General features: G+C 36.7%; 18 protein-coding genes and 2 pseudogenes. 2 read left to right on the top strand and 18 right to left on the bottom strand.

Annotated features, from left to right (window positions below; genetic code table 11):
- Positions 1-21: 21 nt before the first annotated feature.
- Entirely contained in the window at positions 22-987 is a 966-nt protein-coding gene (gene tnpC / locus CYJ72_RS08730; protein WP_284630893.1) for an IS66 family transposase, read from the bottom strand.
- Between the two features lie 121 nt (positions 988-1,108).
- Between tnpC and istA the strand changes: the two genes are divergently transcribed.
- Together istA and istB are read left to right on the top strand one after the other, a co-directional pair.
- Positions 1,109-2,389 carry an IS21 family transposase gene (gene istA, locus CYJ72_RS08725; protein WP_180764805.1) on the top strand — a complete coding sequence of 427 codons (1,281 nt, stop codon included), beginning with the start codon at positions 1,109-1,111 and terminating at the stop codon, positions 2,387-2,389.
- Positions 2,373-3,131 (top strand): IS21-like element helper ATPase IstB, encoded by a 759-nt coding sequence (istB, locus tag CYJ72_RS08720; RefSeq protein ID WP_284629371.1) that lies wholly within the window; start codon positions 2,373-2,375, stop codon positions 3,129-3,131. Before istA ends, istB begins: the two co-directional genes overlap by 17 nt.
- Here istB and CYJ72_RS08715 read toward each other — a convergent pair.
- The 17 genes and pseudogenes from CYJ72_RS08715 to groL form a co-directional block, all read right to left on the bottom strand.
- Positions 3,045-3,539, bottom strand: coding sequence for an IS66 family transposase zinc-finger binding domain-containing protein (locus CYJ72_RS08715; RefSeq protein WP_284629369.1), 495 nt, complete (start codon positions 3,537-3,539; stop codon positions 3,045-3,047). The two genes, istB and CYJ72_RS08715, sit on opposite strands and share 87 nt — an antisense overlap.
- The gene (locus tag CYJ72_RS08710) at positions 3,490-3,705 is read right to left on the bottom strand and encodes an IS66 family transposase (protein WP_101814047.1); all 216 of its coding nucleotides are present in this window, start codon (positions 3,703-3,705) and stop codon (positions 3,490-3,492) included. Before CYJ72_RS08710 ends, CYJ72_RS08715 begins: the two co-directional genes overlap by 50 nt.
- Positions 3,706-3,760: 55 nt before the next feature.
- Positions 3,761-4,105 carry an IS66 family insertion sequence element accessory protein TnpB gene (gene tnpB, locus CYJ72_RS08705; protein ID WP_284630892.1) on the bottom strand — a complete coding sequence of 115 codons (345 nt, stop codon included), beginning with the start codon at positions 4,103-4,105 and terminating at the stop codon, positions 3,761-3,763.
- A gap of 240 nt (positions 4,106-4,345) precedes the next feature.
- Positions 4,346-5,383 (bottom strand): phosphate/phosphite/phosphonate ABC transporter substrate-binding protein, encoded by a 1,038-nt coding sequence (locus tag CYJ72_RS08700; RefSeq protein ID WP_071408616.1) that lies wholly within the window; start codon positions 5,381-5,383, stop codon positions 4,346-4,348.
- A gap of 353 nt (positions 5,384-5,736) precedes the next feature.
- Entirely contained in the window at positions 5,737-9,042 is a 3,306-nt protein-coding gene (locus tag CYJ72_RS08695) for a SpaA isopeptide-forming pilin-related protein (RefSeq protein WP_284629367.1), read from the bottom strand.
- A gap of 253 nt (positions 9,043-9,295) precedes the next feature.
- Positions 9,296-9,709: a DUF3021 family protein gene (locus tag CYJ72_RS08690; RefSeq protein WP_101814039.1), complete on the bottom strand. Its 414-nt coding sequence runs from the start codon at positions 9,707-9,709 to the stop codon at positions 9,296-9,298.
- Positions 9,710-9,721: 12 nt separating this feature from the next.
- The gene (locus CYJ72_RS08685) at positions 9,722-10,177 is read right to left on the bottom strand and encodes a LytTR family DNA-binding domain-containing protein (protein WP_101814040.1); all 456 of its coding nucleotides are present in this window, start codon (positions 10,175-10,177) and stop codon (positions 9,722-9,724) included.
- A gap of 127 nt (positions 10,178-10,304) precedes the next feature.
- Positions 10,305-11,150 (bottom strand): ABC transporter permease, encoded by an 846-nt coding sequence (locus tag CYJ72_RS08680; RefSeq protein WP_101814041.1) that lies wholly within the window; start codon positions 11,148-11,150, stop codon positions 10,305-10,307.
- 1 nt (position 11,151) lies between these two features.
- Positions 11,152-12,015: an ABC transporter ATP-binding protein gene (locus CYJ72_RS08675; RefSeq protein ID WP_101814042.1), complete on the bottom strand. Its 864-nt coding sequence runs from the start codon at positions 12,013-12,015 to the stop codon at positions 11,152-11,154.
- A 541-nt stretch (positions 12,016-12,556) separates the two neighbouring features.
- Positions 12,557-12,802 (bottom strand): annotated as a pseudogene (locus CYJ72_RS08670) (DUF896 domain-containing protein); the annotation flags it as partial.
- Positions 12,803-12,992: 190 nt separating this feature from the next.
- Complete coding sequence (locus CYJ72_RS08665) at positions 12,993-14,417, bottom strand: glycoside hydrolase family 32 protein (protein ID WP_284629361.1); 1,425 nt, start codon at positions 14,415-14,417, stop codon at positions 12,993-12,995.
- Positions 14,418-14,768: 351 nt separating this feature from the next.
- A pseudogene (locus CYJ72_RS08660) lies at positions 14,769-16,160 on the bottom strand (sucrose-specific PTS transporter subunit IIBC); the annotation flags it as partial.
- 256 nt (positions 16,161-16,416) lie between these two features.
- Positions 16,417-17,400 carry a LacI family DNA-binding transcriptional regulator gene (locus tag CYJ72_RS08655; RefSeq protein ID WP_101813229.1) on the bottom strand — a complete coding sequence of 328 codons (984 nt, stop codon included), beginning with the start codon at positions 17,398-17,400 and terminating at the stop codon, positions 16,417-16,419.
- Between the two features lie 138 nt (positions 17,401-17,538).
- Positions 17,539-17,949 carry a peptide deformylase gene (locus tag CYJ72_RS08650; RefSeq protein WP_284629359.1) on the bottom strand — a complete coding sequence of 137 codons (411 nt, stop codon included), beginning with the start codon at positions 17,947-17,949 and terminating at the stop codon, positions 17,539-17,541.
- A 14-nt stretch (positions 17,950-17,963) separates the two neighbouring features.
- Positions 17,964-18,968 carry an RDD family protein gene (locus CYJ72_RS08645; RefSeq protein WP_284629357.1) on the bottom strand — a complete coding sequence of 335 codons (1,005 nt, stop codon included), beginning with the start codon at positions 18,966-18,968 and terminating at the stop codon, positions 17,964-17,966.
- Positions 18,968-20,017: a signal peptide peptidase SppA gene (gene sppA, locus CYJ72_RS08640; RefSeq protein WP_066126861.1), complete on the bottom strand. Its 1,050-nt coding sequence runs from the start codon at positions 20,015-20,017 to the stop codon at positions 18,968-18,970. Before sppA ends, CYJ72_RS08645 begins: the two co-directional genes overlap by 1 nt.
- A 243-nt stretch (positions 20,018-20,260) precedes the next feature.
- Positions 20,261-21,877: a chaperonin GroEL gene (groL, locus tag CYJ72_RS08635; protein WP_066126126.1), complete on the bottom strand. Its 1,617-nt coding sequence runs from the start codon at positions 21,875-21,877 to the stop codon at positions 20,261-20,263.
- Between the last annotated feature and the right edge of the window lie 12 nt (positions 21,878-21,889).

The raw sequence follows: 21,889 nt of genomic DNA, 5'->3' as shown, positions 1-21,889 counted from the left end.
ATATAGTGGCTCACTTTTAAGTTAACATATACATTGGACTAATTCACTCCATGGCAAATAAGCCTCTAAGACCTCATTTTTTTCAAAAATCGGTTCATTCGGTAAGTGGGTCAGTAAATAATTGATATATTTTTCTGAATCAAGCCCATGTCGTTTCGCTGTTTCAATTATTGTTAGAATGACAGCGTTCGTTTGAGCCCCTTCAAAACTCTTGGAGAACAACCAGTTCTTTCGACCAATCACCAAGTTCTTTATCGCTCGCTCCGCTAAATTATTCGATAAGACTAAATGACCATCTTCCAATACGGTTTTAAAAGTATTTTCATAATTTAATGCATATTGGATGGCTTTACCGAGCTTGAACCCTGGTAATACTTCTTGGGTGCGACACCAATCGAAGAAGGCTTCCATAACAGGGCGTAACTCTGACTGTCGTTTGACAAGTCGTTCTTCTGGTGTGAGTTCTGCCCATGCTTCTTCTAAGCGGAATAGCTGATTACAATAGTCTAAACCAACTGCTCCCAAACTCTCTTTCGACTGCTTGGGTGTCGCTTCGTAGAATTTTCGTCGCACATGGGCCCAACAGCCGACTAATTTCGCATTCTCGAGTTGACGATAAGCCGCATGCATATCACAATGAACATACCCCGAGTAGTCACCTAAGAGTTCTTTTATCACCTGTCCACTCCGCTTAGCATCATGATGGTAGAGTGTGATGCCTCTTTTTGCGTCTTTACCAGAAGCAACGACCCAATAATAAGTTTGATTCGTTTTACTCTCTAAGACTCGATACGGTGTTTCATCCGCATGTAGATGCGTTTGCGATAACAGCTCTTGTGTCAACCGTCGATAAAGGGGTAGAAAATATTGTTCACTCACTTTCATCTGCCAGTGAGTCAATTCTTTTCGGGTGATGGGAAGGGATAACTTCATCCAATCTGTTTCTTGTCGATAATTAGGGACTTTTAAATTGTATTTTAGATGAATGGAATGCGCAATATAAAAGTTACAATAAGATTACCCAATTTGTTGCACGTAACTTTCCCCAGTTACAAAAACAATTGAGGTAATCTTTTTTGATATAATTATTCCATTAGGAGGAATGATTATGTCAGAAATTGCAAAGATCACAATCACATCATTAGATGATTTATCCAGGTTAAGTGAATGGTATCAGAAAGGAGAATTGAAATTGAATCTATCAAAGATTGCACGTGAATTAAACTGTGACCGAAAAACGGTTAAGAAGAGACTAGAAGGCGTGATACCAAAGACAACACGTAAGAGAAAAAAGTATTTAGATGAGTTTAAACCGCTGATGCTTTCCTATCTTCATGATTCAACGCGTCACTTCAGTTATATCGATCACCTTTTCTATTTTATGAAAAGAGAACATCATATCACCTGTGCCCGTTCTACTTTTTATCGCTATATTGTGAATGATGAAGAGCTGAGTCAGTCATTCCAACAAAATACTAGAACAGCGTTCACACAACGTTTCGAAACTCAACCCGGTCAACAAGCTCAATTCGATTTAAAAGAAAAAGTAAAATTAGTAACGAATGACGGGCAGACCATTACAGTATATATTCCAACGTTAACTCTTTCATGGTCACGTTACAATGTTCGTCGACTGATATTAAATCCGACAACAGAAAACTTACTATCATTTTTAGCAGAAGCATTCGAGGAAATTGGCGGAGCACCACGAGAATTAGTCATTGATAATTTGAAAGCATTTGTCGAAAAACCACGAACGAGTATGGGAGATAAAGCTGTCTTAACTTCACGTTTTTCAGAATTTTGTAAAGATTATGGTATTGAACCACTGCCGTGTATGGTCTATCGTCCTCAAACAAAAGGAAAAACGGAGACGCAGAATAAATGGGTGGAACAATTATATAATTACAATGGTACCTATGAAGGGATATGGACTATGCATCATCGGTTAAAACAACTGAATGAAGAAGATAACAGAGGCATTTCTCAAGCGACAAGGTTGCCACGAAATTTCTTATTAGAAAAAGAAAAAGGTGATTTGGTCCCACTGCCATCCTTATCAGTCAGAAAACCTTATCACCTTCATCTTAAAAAAGTTCATGTTACCAACGACTCTCTCTTCCAATACCATTATAATAAATATTCCGTTCCAAAAGAATTTATCGGTAAACAAGTAGAAATTATCGTTCAAAACAATAAACTTTATATTTATTATAACGGAAACATCATCGATAGTCATCCTATAACCAATCAACTGTTCAACATAAAGCCAGAGCACCAATTGTATTATGCAAAACAGCAGGATGAAACAAATAACTTAGAAACAGCGACAGAACCGAGTCTTATTTCAAGGGAATTAGGAGGCATCCGTTATGACAATCTATCTTAAAGTACAAGAGCAATTAGAGTATTTAAAATTTAAATCAGCACAGCACTACTTAGAACAATTATATCAAAACCATCAAATGACCGAGGCAGAATTATCTGGATTATATAAAATACTGGCCAAAGAAGTGGAAGCGAAGGATGAAAATAACCGTTTGTATAATGTTAAAGTCGCTGCTTTCCCTTACTTAAAGACTATCGAAGATTATGACTTCACGTTTCAGCCAAGTATTGAGGAGGATCAAATAAGAACGATTATTGAGTCATCCTTTTATAACGAAGCAAAGAACGTGGTATTAGTGGGGAATCCAGGTACAGGCAAAACGCATTTAGCGATTGCGATTAGCTATAGTGTCGCAATTAAACGTAATAGTGTTTACTTTATTAAATTTAGTAAACTAATCCATTCCTTGAGAACGGCTTATCAGGAAGGAACGCTCGAACGAAAAATAAAATTATTCTTCAAATATAAGTTACTTGTGATGGATGAAGTAGGATTTAATGAAATAAGTCCACTTGAAGCAAAATTATTCTTTCAATTGATCGATATGCGATATACAAAGCGATCCACAATCTTCACGAGTAACTTAACTTTCGATAAATGGCATACCATTATGGGACAAGATGAGATGTTAACAAAGGCGATTATTGATCGTATTTTACATCATTCTTATCTCATTAATATAACAGGGCCTTCTTATCGAATTAAAGACAAGCTTTCCCCACGAAAAAGTGGGGAATCTTAAGTGAGACAAATCGGGATTTTTAAGTTGACTTTTATACGCAATAATCGAAGCGGAGCCTAAACTATGGTTCAAAGGAGCCTTCGGTACCGTGGATTTAATAATGACATCTTGATCCTTCAATTGACTACAATGCTCGCATTTATAAGCATGTTGAATATGATCCACCCGTTTTATTTGTGCAGGGATAAAGACTAATTCCTGACGGTAACAGTGCGAACCGATTTCTTTTAAATGATGTTGACAATCTGGGCAGTGGCAAGCTTCCCCTTCAAGAGCATAGTGTTTTTCTTCAGCAGGAAATTGATCGAGTGTGAGTTGGCGTTTTCCAGACGATTTCTTTCGTGTATACTGTATCGTTTCAATCTCGCCTGGGAGAGTCCGGCATTTGTTTTGCCGGTTTATTTTCATTTTCGAAAAGAGAAAGTTGACCATCAGGAACGATGATCTTCTCCGATTTTTTCCCATAGAGCAGTTTTAATAAATAAGTATTTTGTTCACGAAGTAAAGCAATTTCATTATTGAGTGTTTCGATTAAATTGAATTGTGATTCTAATTGTTTTTCTAAACTGTTCATATGCCTTACTCCGTTCATTAGTATAGGTATAGTATAAAACAGGAAAGAGCGACTATCAATAGAAAGTTCGCTGATTGGCCACCTTAATTTTGGGTTCGACTGAGAACCCTTGAAGTAACCAGTTCACTTGAGTTTCATTTAATTTTATTAGGTCATCATTATGAGAAGGCCAAGTTAAACGACCATTTTCGAACAGCTTATAGAATAGCCAAAACCCTTGACCATCCCAATAGAGAATCTTAAACCGATCTTTTTTTGTCCCACAGAATAGAAAAAGTTTTTGTGAAAAAGGATCCAATTGATGCTTTTCTCTCACGAGTGATGCAAGGGAATCAATTCCTTGGCGCATATCGGTTTTTCCTGAGATTAGATAAACTTGACCTAATTGATTGATATTCATTTTCAAGATAACACACCTCTAAAATAGTTTTATTATCACTATTTTAGGGGTGTTATCCGATTATTGATAGATACTCTGTTATAGGACGCTTACTTCTTTTCTACCATTATCACGCATTGACTCACAGTGCTAGCACCAAACTTTTAAACAAAGTGAACTGTTAGGCTACCACCGTATGAATTCCATCAAAAAAACGTCTCGATAATCGCTCGAGACGTTTCATTATTGATTTGTACTTAATTAGTTATTAGCTTGTTCACGTAAGATTTTTTGAGCTTCACGTTCTGTATCATAATCTTCAGATTTAGCTTCTTGGTAACCTTCGTGGCTATAAATAGAGATAACTTCTTTACCTTCTTCAGTACCAGCGATGTTAATCATTGCTTTAGCAATTGCTGCTTTTAATTCATCTGTCATGTTAGGTGATGTTTTAGAAACTGAAACAGTGTCGTTGTAAACATTTGGAGTAACACCAATTACGTTAGTTTCTTCAAAGATTGACGCTTCACGGTTCATATCGCCTTCCCAATCTTCAGCATTATCAACACGTAAGTCAGCATATCCAACGATGATATCTACTTGTTCAGCAGCTAAACGAGCTACTGAGCTTCCGTAAGATTCAGATTGAACAACGTTTGCTAAGTCAGAGATTTTTTTACCTTCAAATTGATTACCTAACCAGATTGATGGGTAGATATAACCTGATGAAGATGAAGATGACATTACAGCCCATTTAGCTGAATCAACATCTTCCCATGTTAATTCTTCACCATTATTAATTTTTTCAGCTAATTCTTTACCTTTTTCAGAAGGTCCAGCAATGATTAAACCTTTGTAATAAGTTACTTGATCTTCAACTTTTTCAGTTGGTTTGCCGTCGTTCCAGTCAGCAGGATTTTCAGAGTCTTTGCTTAATCCTTGACGAGTTGAAGTTAAGATAACATCAACATCTTCATCATATAAAACATAAGTTCCACCAGGGATAAAACCAATATCAGCAGTTCCAGCAGATAATGCTTCACCAGCTGCTTCATAGTTAGTACCAACTTCAATTTCCACTTCACCGATTTCGAAGCCTTCTTTAGCTAATTCATCTTTTAACATTTGTTTTAATGGTTCAGTAGCAGTAATGATATCTTCTGGGTCACGAGAAGGTACGAACATTACTTTTAATGAATCAATTTTTTCTTGAGCATGTGCTGTAACACCTGCAAAAGTTCCTGATAACATTGTTCCAACTAATCCGAATAACGCAATATTGCGCAATGATTTTTTCATGTGAAAAATCCCTCCAAATATATTATGGCAGACTCGAAAATCGGCCTATGACACTATTATAGCAAATAAATAAACAAGAAAGTATATCTACTGATATAAATTTACATAATCTTTTAAACGCTTTTACAAACCTACTTAGAAAGGTTATCACATCAAAGTTTTTGACTATAAATTTATCCGAACGATTAAAATGAGAATTGTAAAATTATTGTAAAGCTTCTTGTTTTACCTCATCTGTCCTTTAATGAAGTCATCAATCGTTGCTTCAATTGTGTTCAGGTTGATAATTTGTATCTGGTCATAAAAAAAGTTTGAAGTAGCGAACTTAATCGCTGTCTTCAAACTTATTTTGGTTATTCATCTCGATTCGAATTATTTTTCTTGCCAAAAATAACTAAACCACCTAGTGCTAGCAATCCAATAGCCAACATCACCCCTAATACACTTCGTTTTTCACCGGTATTCGGTATTGTTTTTTGTACTGTTTTGGTTTTATCCACCGTTAATGTTTGTTGCTGAGTGGTGGTGGTTGCTTGTGTAGTGGTTGCTTCCGTCGTAGCGGTTACTTTATCTCCATAAACTAATGCATATAATCCCAATTGTTGCGTCGTAAAATTAACGCGTTGATTATGAACCGTATGATTAATCGAGGTTAGGTGCTGATCATTGACACGTAATAATTGAATTTGTGAATTGATTGGTCGTGTTGGTAATTTTACTTGTACAGTTTTTGTAAAACTTACCGGTTGACCATTTTGATCTACGGCTTTAATATTATAAAAATCGGCCTCTTTATTAGATAATGATTGTGGTATATTTTGACTGACACGTTCGACTACAATTTTCGCTACTTTATTCGCATCATCTGGATGAACCCAAACTTCAACATTGGTCGTGGAATCAACAAATTGTTTTAATGCCTGTTCTGACGCAATTGTCGTTTGTTCAACTGTCGTAGTTGTCGGTGCTTCCGTTGTCGTTGGTGCCTCCGTAGTTGTTGGCATTTCTGTAGTTGTCGGTGCCTCCGTTGTCGTCGGTACTTCTGTAGTTGTCGGTGCTTCCGTTGTTGTTGGTGCTTCTGTAGTTGTTGGTGCCTCTGTAGTCGTTGGTGCTTCCGTGGTTGTCGGTGCCTCCGTTGTCGTCGGTGCTTCCGTGGTTGTTGGCGCTTCTGTAGTTGTTTCAACAATTGTTGCCGTAATTTCAACTACTTTTGTTTGACCCGCTTCGACCACAATGGTTCCTTCTGCTTGCTTAAATGTATAATCTGGCGATTCTGATAAAGTATAACCTACTTCTCCCGGAGCCAATTCAGAGACTTGAACTTGTCCTTCTTCATCTGTCGTAAATTCTTGGTTATTGATTTTTACCGTAATCCCTTTGATCGGATTATTGTTTTCGTCACGAATGATAAATTGAACGCTACCTTCTTTTGTTTCTTCGACTACAATTGTATCAGAAAATTCAATTCCTTCAGTTATTTCTGCTAATTTTTCTTCTTCTGATAAGGTGACATTGGCTGGTCCTTCGACAGCTGCATAATGATAATTACCTAAATCTAAATTATCAAAATGTACTTGCCCGTTATCATCGGATATCGCATTTAATCCACCGAATTTAACATTAACATTAGCCACCGGTTCATTATCTTGATTAACGACCGTTATTGTTGCTGTTCCTGTTGTCACTTCACGTTCTAACACGACTGTTTCATCGACAGCAGCATCTGCTGACACCGTTAAACTACCTTCATAACTTTCATTAAATTTCTCTGGTAAATTAGTCACTTGATAAACTTGATCCGCGATAGCAACTTTATCAAAAGTAACGACACCATTCTCATCTGTTGTTGCAGTTTGTTCATTTATAGTCACAGTAATGTTGGGAACGGCTTGTCCTAATTGATCGACGAAGGTCATTTTAACAACTTGGGTTTTAGGCGCTGTTTGTACCGCTAAATTGACCGTCACCCCTTCTGTTGTTACTTCATATGACCCTTCTAAAGCCTCACTTTGATACCCTTCCGGTAAGGCAGTAACTTGATATTGATAAGTACCTAATGCTTGGTCTTCTAATGAAATTTGACCCACATCATCTGTAATGACTTCAGTCTCTCCATTAATTAAAATCGAAACTCCTGGTACCGGTGCTTGATTTTCATCAACTACTTGAATGACGACCTTTCCTACTTGGGGAACGGCTTGAACTTGTATTGGCACCTCAACTGTCTCATCAGCATTCGCTAATGTAAAACTACCCGACGGATTTTCTAAAGTATACTCATTTGGCAATTCCGCAATAGTGTAGTTATACTCGCTTAAGTCTAAACCTGATACTGTCACACTTCCATCTTCTGTAGTATAAATAAGCTGATCTTGGAATTGAATTCCAACATTTGGTAAAGCTTTCCCATCTTGATCGGTAATGACAAACTTCACATTTCCTGTCTGAGCCACTGTTGTTAACGTCATCGTCATCGTGGCATCTCCAACTGAAGGGTCAATTACTAAAGAACCAGCTGTTTCTCCAGTATAATTATTGGGAATGCTACTTAAATCAAATTGATACTCCCCAGCTGGTAAATCAGCAAAGACCGCTTGGCCTTGTTCATCAGTAACGACTTCTACACCTTCCATCAATACTCCAACATTGGGAATTGGTGTTCCATTTTCGTCAACGATACTGATAATGGCTGAAGCAGTGGTTGAAACCGTATTAACAGTTAAGGTAAGTTGAGATTCGGTATTTTCCTCAACCATTATTTCTTGATTTAATTCACCTTGGTAACCTTCAGGTAATCCAACAATCGCTAGTGTATAAGCACCTGGCGTTAAGTCACTGATTCGAGCTTGCCCATTTTCATCGGTTGTTAGGGCATGACCAGATAAATCAAAATTGACATTTGGCACAGCATTACCATTTTCATCCACTACAGTTAGTGAGACCGCACCATTTAAGACGGACGCTTCCGTTTCTTCTACTGGTACTTCGGTTTCTTCAACTGGTGCCTCGCTTTCTTCGACCGGCGCTTCTGTTTCTTCAACTGACGCTTCCGTTTCTTCAACTGAAACTTCGCTTGAGGTCTCAGTCATGTCTTGACCTGGTGTATCATTATTTTGCGCTGTTTGAGGATCTGCAATATAAAAATTTAATGCTGCATGATACTGTTGACTACTCTCATCTAAAAGTTCTGCAGTAGCTTTCACCTCAAAAGGAACATCATAAACGACACTGCCATCCCCTAAAGTATTTTCATAACCTGGCGTATGCGTCTTTCTCACTGACTTCCCATTTGCTTGTTCTTCCGCGGTAGGTTCCGCTATCGATTGCTCTAACTCATCGGCTACAATCGCTCCTGATTGACTGATATTATCCCAATAATAGAGACGCAGTATATATTGCCCTTCAGGCAAATTAAGTTCACCACCCGTTACTTCGCCATTACGATATGAGTAAACAACTTCATTGGTTTGAACATTAATAATGTCATAACTAACATCGGTTTTGTCTTGAGCCGTATTATCCGGCAAATTTAATTTGACTCCTACTTGATATTGTACGGAGTTACTTGAATCTTGAGCACTAATCATTGGTACTGAAATTTGACTTAAAACTAAAAGTGATGATAATAATAAATGTTTAAATTGACGCCCCATTTTCATAATAATTCCTCCTTGTTCTCTCACTTAAAATTATATCATAATCTTATTATGAAAGGCTTAAAATCACTTATTTGTCAAACATTTTACAAAATTAGAAAGACATCTTCACTAAATATTCATGAATGAAAAAAGAATGGGTCGAAGTAGAATTTTAGGTGATTTTCTACTGTAAACCCACTGGTATTTTTTGTTCAAAATCATTATTTTTCACAGGGCCAAACTACTTTTGCGTGAATTTGATCCACAGACCCACTTACTCTTTATTCAGCTTTTGACGTCGTTCACGTAAGGCTTGATTAATTTGTTTAGCATTTAAATAGTTATTAAATAAAACACCTAACCAAATAAAAATATAAATGAGGATAAAATTAAGAATTCCCATCCCGGATAATAACATTTCCGTCAGATTATTAATATAAGCAAAGAGACTATAAATAACAACTGTGTAAACAAAATGGATGGCTAAACTTTTAATGAAAGCAAAATCTTCAAATGGCTCACCCTCAAAAAAGTAATTGCCGCAACCATATAACCCACTCGTAATTAAAATGCTAAAAAAATACGTTTGATCTAATTGAATTTTAAAATCATTTAGCCAAAAAATAATAAGAAAAACTAAGGAACCCGTACGCATCCCAGCTAAAAAAAATTTCGCCCATTGTTTCATACAGTTGCCTCCTTATAAACCTAAACATTCCATTAACACTTTAACATATTTTCGACTCACACTGGTTTTATATCCATTCGTCAACTTCGCCATCATATTACCTGAAAATGAATTCGATAACGAATGCAAATGATCGAGATTTAGAATAGCATGTTTTGAAACTTGTATAAAATGTGCTCGGTTAAGTCGCTGTTCAAATCGTTTTAATGTTTCGGTAGTTTGATAAACACCATCAACGCTATAAATCATCAAAGTATTTTGTTGAATATCTGCCATTATTATTTGATCGATTTTTATCATTAATATTTGGCCATCACTTTTTATCGGAATCGTCGAAACTTGTAACTGGCCAAAACGGTCTAAATAATCACTAATGGCTTTGGCTTCATCGGTTAAACTTTCGGCTTGAATGGTCACCAAGGGATGACTCGCTAATATTTGATTATTGACTTTAAATTCTTTTCTCATCCCTTATCCTCCATTCGATGGTAGTCTTCTTTGACAATCGTTTCTCTATTCTTTGGCTCTAAAATGTCCGACTATCATCTCACAATAAGCTAATACTCATCTGCTTCCTATCATTAGCACCTTTTAATTAGCGCTTTTTCTTTTGTGCCCACAACACACACCCTAGTATAATTGCGGCAACGACTATCATTACCACCACTATAGAATAGGTCGTTTGAAGAGTCAATAGTTCACCCCATTTGATTTTTACCCCCATTATTTCAATGACTCGATTGCGAGCAAAGAAAATAATTTGCTCCAGCTCCTCATTCATTAAGACTTGTCTAAATAAGGATGCAATATAAAGTTGGGGTGTGGCTTTCATCAAAGTTTGAGTAAAATTGGGCATGATACCAATCGGCATGTACGCCCCGATTAAAAACCCCGAAGCGGTTCCAATAATGGTCTCGATACTCCCTAATGAACTGGAGGTTTTAACGAAACTAATGATAATCATATTCAAAATTGAAGACAAACTGGCACTCAATAAAATAATAAGCAACAACTGAGGTAGAATGTTCCATCGCATCACCATACCATCGACAATGATAAAATAAGCTAACATAAAGATTAAGACTAATACTTGCATCAAGATGCCCACCAAAATGGCACTTAATAAATAACTTAGTTGAAGCTTCCAATAACCCAATGGCGCCATTAATAAATCATTACGGACGCCTTGTTCGAAATCGCGAGTCATTTGAGATAAATTGGATAAGGTCGTAGTCATCCCTGCAATGGTTAAGGAACTGGCAATGACCCAAAAATTTAATACCATGCGGCTGTCCGGAATTTGTGAAAAAGAGGCCTCTAAATTACTTCTCAAAAAAATAAGATAGAGGCCAAATGAAATAATAGCACCTAATAACGAAAGCAAGACATGTGATAGATTTCTAAAATATAAGAGTAAATTTCGACGTATTAAGTGTCTCATCCTAACGCATCTCCTTTCCAGTTAAAGCCATAAAGGCATCATTCATGGTTCCTAATGAAAATTCAAAATCAGTAATGAGAGCTGCTACTTGTTTTAAAATTTCCATCGCTTGTTGAGAACTATCAATTCTTATGATTAATACATTGTCTTCTTTTACCACTTCCAATGAGTCACTTACGAATTGGCATACTGACTCTGCATCTGCCGTATATAATTTTAACACATGTTTTGAATGTTGCTTGATGATGTCTTTAGCCGAGTTGGCTGCTAGTATTTTTCCTTGGTCGATGATAAATACTTGATCGGCATCGTGGGTTTCATCCAAATAATGAGTGGTTAAAACCATCGTCATCCCGGTTTCTTGACGTATTTGATCCATAAGTTCCCAAATAGCCGTTCGTGTTTGAATATCAAGTCCAGTCGTCGGTTCATCTAAAAATAAAATTTCCGGTCGATTTAGCAAAGCTCTCGCGATATCAACTCGTCGCTTTTGTCCACCTGATAGGGTCCCATATCGTTGGTTTTCAAATGATTGCATCCCTAATGAATGGATTAATTGATCAATATTGGCGACTTCATTTGCTGGATATTGCCCCGCTCTAATGAAAAGATTTTCACGAACGGTTAAGACATCATCTAATACACTTTGTTGAAAGACCACACCCACCCGAACATTTTGTGGATAATGAACCTTGCCTGCTGTCGGTTCTAATAACCCTAATAACATTTGAATCGTCGTGGATTTACCTGCACCATTGGGACCTAAAAATGCCACAAACGAACCTCGTTCAATCGAAAAATCCACATTGTTAACCGCAATTTTATCGCCAAATGTTTTGGTTAAATTGATAGCTTCTAAAATCATCTGCATTCACTCCTTTGCCCATACTATACTTAAAATGTATAAAAATAAGGGTGAATTTTTGATAAGTGGTTAAATTTCATGGTTAAGTGGTAAAAGAGACGGTAAAAATAAGCTCTATCCTTCATATAAGCATCTGCTGAGAACGAAAAACAAATGTTACAAGAATAAGTTAAAGACCATAAAAAACAAACTAAATAAAAAGAGGTAGCCGCAAGAAGTAAAAAAACTTGGTACTACCTGCCGCTATCTGCTAATGATTATGTTCTTTAATTTTAGATAAATTTGACTTTATGATAAAACGGTTCCCCTATTCGCCATCAAATTGTTCGTCGTCCTCCGTGTCATCATATTCATCATCGTAATCGCGATCGTCCCCATCATATTCATCAAATTCGCTATTGTATTCTTCATAATAATCATAACGATACTCATTGTCGAATTCGTCATCATAATCTTCATCGTAGAGGTCATGGGTCTCACCAAAAATGACAGTGCCTTCTTCTACATCTGGCAACATTGATAAAAACTCCGCCATTCTTGTTGGTAAATCTTGATCGCGCCCATGAAGGCCTTTTTCTTTTTGAATTGCTTTTAATTTTTCTGGGGTAACATCTGCACCGGTTTCGTCGACCAATTTAACTCCTTCGATTTGCTTACGAAACGCTTGCCGTATTAAGGCCAAATAAGCACCACGCAGTTCTTCCCGTAAAATTTCTTCTGCTTCTGTTAAGTCGCGTGTTTTTGCGATACTTGCTAAATAATTAATTCCTTCTAAAATCATTGCCATTGTCATTTTATTTCACCTCTTATTCAAATGTTCATAAGAGTATAATACATCATCTCGATTTGAATGTCAAATATAGTCAATGTTAAATTGAACAAATAAAAAATCGAGGTTTTAGCGGTCAAAGCAAAAATCTACTGATTTTCCCCTTAGTGCCATCCCCTCGAATCATATCTGATTATTATATTATTTTTTAAGAAAACTCATAAGCTAATAATTTGGTTACTTTAATATCGCAAGGTTGACTGATTGCATCTGCTTGGAAAGTTACTTCAGAATTAGGATTATCGGCAAAGTAACGCATCGACATAGTAGTTGCTCCCTCATTGATGAATAATTCTAAAGAACTAGTATCTAACCAAATATCTAAATGTGAAATACCCTCTTTTAATAATACCGAGCGCGTTTCAGCTTTTTTGGTATGCCAATTAATACGTTCAATAGTTAATTTTTGATTAAGCTGTTTGTATTGAATATGAACGGCTTGATCAATCATAATATGGAAGTCAAACGACAAAGTATTTATTCCATCAATTTGAATTCTTGCCGGATTTGATAAGGGCAATTCGATTAAATCACTACGATCCCATTTAATTGGTTGTGCTTCATTTGATAATAATGCATTGGTTTCAACTATTGGTCGTTGCATTAATCGATTCTCTACTAGATGTAAACTTCTTGGCATTGATAGGTGATGAACCCACTTATCACGATGCGTCGGCACTGCCTCTTCGACTTCTGGCCACATGGTACCCATCCATGCATATTGAATGATTCTACCATCAGGTGCTGTAAATGTTTGTGGCGCATAAAACTCAAACCCACCATCGACTTCAGCTAAATTGCGCGCTGACTCCGCTTCAGGAATGAAGTGCGCCTGTTCATTATCCCATTTACCAACTACATAGGTTGTGTTAAAAATATTATGATAACGATGCCCTTTAGGTTCTAAACCTTGTGGTGAAAATATAAATACTGCTTTCTCTTCACCTGTAACTTCGTCCGTTAAAAAAATTAAATCAGGACATTCCCACATATAACCGAGCGGCTCAGAAAATTGTAGAATGGAGCCACGGTATTCCCAGTTCATTAAATCTTTTGAGAAATAGGCAATCGTATCACCCGTAAGGTCTTCTCGTTGGGCCCCTAATATCATCCACCATCCCGATAATTGATCATCCCACCAAATTTTTGGATCACGTACATGTCCAGTAAATCCTGGTGCTTGCTCTAAGATGGGGCCATGTTTTTTAAAGTTAATTCCATCTGAAGAAGTAGCTAAACATTGATAACTTCTTCTAACATCATGCTCATCTTTCGTATTCCCTGTATAAAATAAATACAGTTGTTCATTATGAACGATTGCACTTCCGGAATATACGCCATTTTTATCAAACCAATCGTCTGATTTTAACGCAATAGGTAATTGTTCCCAATGCATCATGTCTTTGGAACGTATATGTCCCCAATATTTTGTTTCATGATTGGTGTTATATGGATTTAACTGATAAAACACATGATAACATCCTTGAAAATAACACAAACCATTTGGATCATTAAGCAATCCTTCAGTCGGTGTAATATGGAAATGTTGTGCAAATTTCCCCTGATTTCTCAATTAATTCATCCCTTTCTTAAAACCTTAAAAATTAAATAAGTCATACTCATTTTTATTACTCGTGTCTTCCTCCACAGTTTACCAAACTTAAAATAGTAATTACCATTTCAACTTTGCTTTTATAATTAACAATTAAAAACACGAATGAGGTTGGGGCTGGGCATAAACTTGATAAATTTAGTCAAAATCATTGTGCGTTAATTAAAAGCGCAGGGGTTGAGTGGTCTCAAACTGCGTCTTTCGACTTGTTTGAGGCCTACTCAACTGTGCGGGGGTAGGCCGACGAAGCGAAAATCATTCGATTTTCTACTTCTGGTCTACTCCCCAGCCTCAGTTAAATTATTATTTCGCGGTCATTTCATCATTAAAACCAAACATATAAGTTAAGCCATATGCAACTCCAAAAGCCACTGCCATCATTAAGAAATACGGTAATAATTGATTTAAGTATAATAAAGTACCAGGTAAGACAGTAACTGACATACCAGTTGCTTTAAGGTTTAAAATACTACCTAAGAAACCACCCACAGCACCACCAATTAACCCCATTACAAATGGTTTACCATAACGTAAGTTAACACCAAAGATTGCTGGTTCAGTAATTCCTAGTAAACAAGAGATACCCGCTGAGAAGGATAAGGCTTTTAATTTAGCATTAGTGGTTTTTGATCCTACAGCAAAGATTGCGCCAGCTTGTGCAGCTGTTGCTGCGGTTAAGAAGGCATTAAATTGGTTGACACCATCTTTTGCTAATAATTGTACTTCCAAGAAGTTGAAAATGTGGTGAATACCGGTCACTACGATTAATTGTTGTAGCCCACCAATAATTAATCCCGCTAAACCAAATGGTAAAGCTAATACCCATTCCGTTGCTGATAAAACGACTGTTTCTAATGAATGGAATACAGGTCCAATAGCAAATAAACCTAAAATATTCATGATTAATAAAGTTAAGAATGGCGTGACTAATAAATCAAAGGTTTCAGAAACATGTTGATGTAGCCATTTTTCTAATTTCGCACCGACCATCCCAACGATAAAGGCAGGAATTACCGTACCTTGATATCCTACAACGGGAATGAAGCCAAAGAATTGCATTGGTTCGGCACTACCACCTGCTACATCATAAGCATTTGGCAATGAAGGGTGAACCATCATTAATCCTAAGACAATCCCTAATACTGGGTTACCACCAAATACCTTGAATGAAGACCAAGCGACTAATGCTGGTAAGAAAGCAAAAGCTGTATCCGTTAAAATTTGCGTCCATTGAATGAAATTTGGATTTAAACTTTCTGGTGTCATACCGAATAATGCCAATATGTCAGGTTGTGTTAATAATCCACGAACCCCCATAAATAACCCAGTTGCTACTAAAACCGGAATAATTGGAACAAACACATCACCAAATGTACGAATGGCACGTTTAAAGAAACTACCTTGTGGTTGTTGTTCAGATGCTGATGCTTTTTGATCAGATTTTGTCACCGTATTAACACCTGGTAATTGAGCGACTGCATCGTATACTTTATTAACGGTACCCGTTCCAAAAATAATTTGATATTGTCCTGAGTTAAAGAAAGCACCCATTACTTTATCGACATTTTCCATTTTTTCTTTATTAATTTTTTGCTCGTCTTTAACCATTACACGTAAACGAGTTGCACAGTGAGCCACGCTATTAATGTTTTCTGTTCCACCTAAATTTTCCACAACGGATTTTGCTATATCTTTGTAATCCATTTTGATACCTCCATATATTTGTTTTTCTTTTTTGGAACCAGTTCCTAATTACTGAGTTCATTATACGAAATAAAAAAATAAATTGCAACATGGAAACGTCAACAAATTGATTAAATTAAGGTTTTTAAGCTATATTAAGTAAAAAAAAAGATGACCTCTTCACCAAAACACTGGTAATAGGCCATCAACCTGAAAGAGATTGAAAATAATTTTTATAAAAAATTTATTATTTTCATGTTTTCATCGGTCTTTTTCTTCATCTTTTATCCAAAACGGACTCTCTTAAAATTAATTTTGTTGGTAATTCGATGCTTTCTTCTTGTTGCTGATGATTAATTCGGTGTAACAAATGGCCTGCTGCAATCTCACCCGCATTAAAATAAGGATATTCGACTGTTGTTAAACCTGGATAAAAAGAAGCTCCGGTCGCATGATTCCCAAAGCCCGCAATACTAACATCTTTCGGGACTCTTAACCCTTCTTCTAAACAGGCTTTCATCGCACCAATCGCCATCATATCGGTTGCTCCCACAATTAACTCTGGTTGCGATAAAATTAACTCTCGCTTAGTCACTTCATACGCTTCGCCCATTCTAAAGCCCGCCTCTAACTCTTCAAACTCCGTATCCCCGAACGATAGAAATGTATTTCGTATAGCGTTACGACGGTATATCCCAATCGCAGGGTCATTTTTAGTAGCTGCTAAATAATGAATTTTACGATGCCCTAATCGATAAAGGTAGTACGCTAATTGCTCTCCAGCTGTTTGTTCGCTAAAGAAAATTGAATCTCCTATTGGATTTTCTTGCCCCACTACCACAATTGGTATTTTAGATGCTTTCATTGTTTTTTCTAAATCTTTTGAAAAATGGGTCATCAAAAAGATAATGCCATCCATCCGGTTCGCTTGAAAACTTCTTATTGCCTCTAATTCTGATTCGGGTTCAAGGTTTGAATTGACAATTAATAATTTATAACCTTTTTTTCTTAAATAATTTTCTACTCCAGATAACATTGTATTTGACGCAAAACTATCTAAACGTGGTGTGATAGCTCCCACCATTTTCGTTTGCTTTGCTTTTAAACTTTGGGCAAAGGTGTTCGGTAAATATCCTGTTTTTTGGATCACGAAATTTATTTTCTCAGCTGTTTTCTGACTTACTGAGCCACCATTAAGATATCTCGAAACGGTACTCTTGGCAACGCCCGCTTCTCTTGCAATATCATTAATCGTAACCATTCATCCACCTCCGTTTTCACTCGCTTTTCATTTTATCATGATTTTCTAAAATTTGCATTAAATGATGAAAACGAATTCCTTTATCGATTGTTTATTCATTTCAACAATACTTTTTAACATACTCAATTCAGCTAACTATTAAATAATAATACCATGGAGATGATCGATTTCGTGTTGAATCACTTGCGCTAAAAAATCTTGATACTTTCCAGTATGCTTTTTAAAATGAGCATCTTGGTAACTCACCGTTATTTTGCGATAGCGAGTCGTTTTACGCACTCCTTCTAATGACAAACAACTTTCTTCAACCTCATATGGTTCTGATTTTGCGATGATTTGTGGATTCACCATTACCATGTCAACTGGTCCTAAAGAGAAAATAATAATATTTTTCAAATGGCCAATCATATTAGCGGCCATGCCAACACATTGTTCACGATTAGCATTTAAAGTATCTTGTAAATCTCGGATGATAGGCAAATCGGCTTTAGTCGCTTCTACTGATTTTTGTGATAAGAAAAAGGGATCTTTTACTATTGGTTTGATCATTCGCTACTCCTCAATTATTCAAAATCTACGATGACACAAGTGTTCGCCACCCAGTCACCAATTTGTTTTTTCTCACTAGTAAAGAAACTGATTAAATATAAAAAGGGATATGGTCTTTGAATAATTCTAGATACAATTTCTCTAAAGAAAATATCTGATAGTTTAAGATTATAACCATCTAATCGAACCGTTCTTAAGCCCATTATCATCTTGCCTAAAGTTTGCCCTTTAAAGATTAAAGTCAATCCAGCAAAATAAAGACAATAAATAGCAGTTGAAATACCAAAGTTAATCAACGACGTAAAGCTCCACATGCTGAAGAATAAATTAATAAGTCCCGTTATGACTAAGCTATCAATTAAAAAAGCTACAACACGTCGATGGGCACTAGCAATATAATGGAACTCATAAGGTGAGCCTTTATCAATTTTATATTTACGATCAGCTTCCCATGCTGCTTTCTCAATTGCTTGATAATTGCTAGTTGAATCCTTACCGGTTGACCAATCATACTCCTCTTCGGTTGAAGTGCCAGCTGTCTGTTGCTTCGTTTCATTGGCAGTCAGTAGTTCGGCCTCTGATGTTGACTCATTAACTGATCTTTTCTCCTGATTTAGTAATAAGTCTTGATTGGCCGAAATAGTGTGCTTTGACACATCGTCTTTAGAGGTTGGCATCTCTTCGTTAGTTGATGGCTCCGGGTTTAATGCATCGTCTTTAGGCGTTGACATCGTCTCGTTTGCAGGTAATTCCTGTTCAGATACATCTTCATTAACTGAAGATAATTCAGGTGTAGCATTATCATGGGGCAGTTGTACATCTTCGTAATCTTCCCGTGCAAGAACGGTACCATCTTCTGCATCATGAGTTAACGATTTATTGACAGTCTCAGCTAACTCTTCTTCGCTTGTTCCTTGATTCTCGTTATTAGTAACGGTATCGCTAGCTGTATTTTCTGAAAGTTGTTCAACTTGATCAACCCATTCGTCCTCTAAATTTGATTTATCTAATTTTGTCATTAGTGACCACCTCGATAAATATATTGAGCAGTGGGTGATTGTTGTGCTTCAATGAATGACCACACTTGCCCCGCCTGTGAAGTTAAATCTTGATTCCCTTTAAAGTTTAAACCAAATGGTAAGTAGTTTGAAAAGAGACTTGCATCTTTTGCTACGTATTCAAATACCACTGGATTCTCAGCTGCTATTTTTTCTGCCAGTCCCTTAATTGCATCAGCTTCATAACCGATTTCATCAACCAGACCATTTTCAACAGCTTGACGTCCATCAAACACACGTCCATCTGCTACTTTTAAAACTTCCTCTTTGCTCATACCTCGACCATTCATAACAATTTCTAAAAAACGTTCAAAGGCATTGTTTAAGTAAGTTTGGATTACTTCTTTTTCTTCTTTAGTCATCGATCGAGTAGAACTCATAATATCTTTCATTTCACCAGATTTAATAACATTTTGCTTCACACCAATATTTTCCATTAATTGTGAGAAATCATAATTGCCCATAATAACTCCGATTGAACCGGTAGTTGTCTCTTCTGCAGCATAAATCCGATCTGTTTCTGCTGAAATATAATAACCACCACTAGCTGAGACTGAACCAAATGAAGTATAAATAGGTTTGTTAGTTTCTTCGCGAACTTTTTGAATTTGCGCACGCAACTCAGCACTTTCATAAACGCCGCCACCTGGGCTATCAACTGCTAATAATATCCCTTTTACGGTTGAGTCTTTGGCAGCTGCTTTAAATTGTTCAATCACTTGTTGATGCTGATAACCTTCACTACCACTTATCAAAGAACTTGATCCATTATCTTGAATCACACCATTGACTCGGATAACTGCGATACGATTAGTGACATCATTACCTTGTAAGACTTTTTCATTAAAATCTTGGCGATTCAGTACCATGTCAGTTAATGTTTCTGAACTAGATGTTTGCTCATTTTGCGGTTTTTGAGTCGTTGTAAAAGCACCAAGTCCTAAAATAATTAATGAAGCTCCTATCGCAACCAATCTTTTAGTTGTGGCTTTTTGTTGAACTTGCGGCATCTTAATCATCTCCTTTTTATTACTTTTAGTATATCAAGTTTATAGCTCTTATCCAAATAAAAAAAGCAAAGGACCGAACGATTTTGTTCTATCCTCTGCTTGAATTTGTCTTCAATTTTTTGCTAGCTAAACAATCGTTATTCAATTACATGATAAACATTTTTCACAAACGCTTTTAAATACTTAGGCTTATCTAGCCTAGGACGTAACTGAGTTAATAGCTGCTTTAGCATCAATCATTTCTTACATCATTCCTGGCATACCGCCGCCCATTGGCATTTCTGGCTCATCTTTTGGTATCTCTGCGACAACCGCTTCAGTGGTTAATAATAAAGCTGCTACTGATGTTGCATTTTGTAAAGCAGAACGAGTCACTTTTGTTGGGTCAACAATTCCTGCTTCAATCATATTTTCAAATTTATCGGTAGCTGCGTTATAACCAATGCCTTTATCTGCACGATTAATTTCATTCACAACCACTGAACCTTCTTTTCCTGCATTGGCAGCAATTTGACGAACGGGTTCTTCTAAAGCACGCGCCACAATGTTGACACCTGTTGCTTCATCGCCAGTTGCTTCAATGGCTAATACTTGTTCTTGAACATTTAATAAGGCTGTACCACCACCAGAAACAATACCTTCTTCAACCGCAGCACGTGTCGCATTTAAGGCATCTTCAATACGTAATTTACGTTCTTTTTGCTCTGTTTCAGTCGCTGCTCCTACTTTAATCACCGCTACGCCACCAGATAATTTTGCTAATCGTTCTTGTAGTTTTTCACGGTCGAAACTTGAAGTTGTTTCTTCTGCTTGAGCACGGATAATTTGGATACGATTTTCAATAGCCGCTTTATCTCCTGCACCTTCAACAATTGTTGTTGAATCTTTCGTTACCGTCACTTTACCTGCATGTCCTAAGTGCGCTGTTGTCGCATCTTTTAATTCGTAACCTAATTCTTCTGAAATAACAGTTGCTCCAGTTAATACAGCAATATCTTCTAACATTGCTTTACGGCGATCACCAAATCCTGGGGCTTTAACTGCTACCACATTTAAGGTACCACGTAATTTATTTAATACTAAAGTAGGCAATGCTTCACCATCAACATCTTCGGCGATGATTAACAAAGGTCTACCAGATTGCATAATTTCCTCTAATAATGGTAAAACATCTTGAATATTGGTAATTTTACGGTCTGTAATAAATACTGCCGGGTTTTCTAAGTTCGCAATCATCTTCTCGTTGTCAGATACCATGTATTGTGATAAGTAACCACGATCAAATTGCATCCCTTCTACTACTGATAATTCAGTGTCAATGGATTTAGATTCTTCAATCGTAATAACACCGTCATTGCCGACTCTTTCCATTGCATCAGCAATTAATGCACCAATCTCTTCATCTCCTGAAGAAACAGCTGCAACTTGAGCAATCGCATCTTTAGATGATACAGGTTGTGATAAACCTTTTAACGCTTCTACGGCTACTTTCGTTGCCATATCAATTCCACGACGAATTCCTACTGGATTGGCACCAGCAGTAACGTTTTTCATTCCTTCACGTGCAATTGCTTGGGTTAAAACTGTTGCGGTAGTCGTTCCGTCACCAGCTACGTCATTGGTTTTTGAAGCAACTTCTAATACTAATTGTGCTCCCATGTTTTCGAAACGATCTTCTAATTCAATTTCACGAGCAATCGTCACACCATCATTGGTAATTAATGGAGAACCATATGTTTTATCTAACACCACATTACGGCCCTTTGGTCCTAAAGTGGTTTTAACGGTATTTGCTAAAATATCGACTCCGCGTAATAATGAAGCGCGAGCATCTTCTGAAAATTTTAATTCTTTTGCCATTATCTACTATCT

Origin of the sequence: Globicatella sanguinis (assembly GCF_002847845.2) — a bacterium.
GTDB lineage: Bacteria > Bacillota > Bacilli > Lactobacillales > Aerococcaceae > Globicatella > Globicatella sanguinis.
The sequence above is the reverse complement of the archived record's forward strand: the minus strand, read 5'-3'. Positions and strand labels throughout refer to the sequence as shown.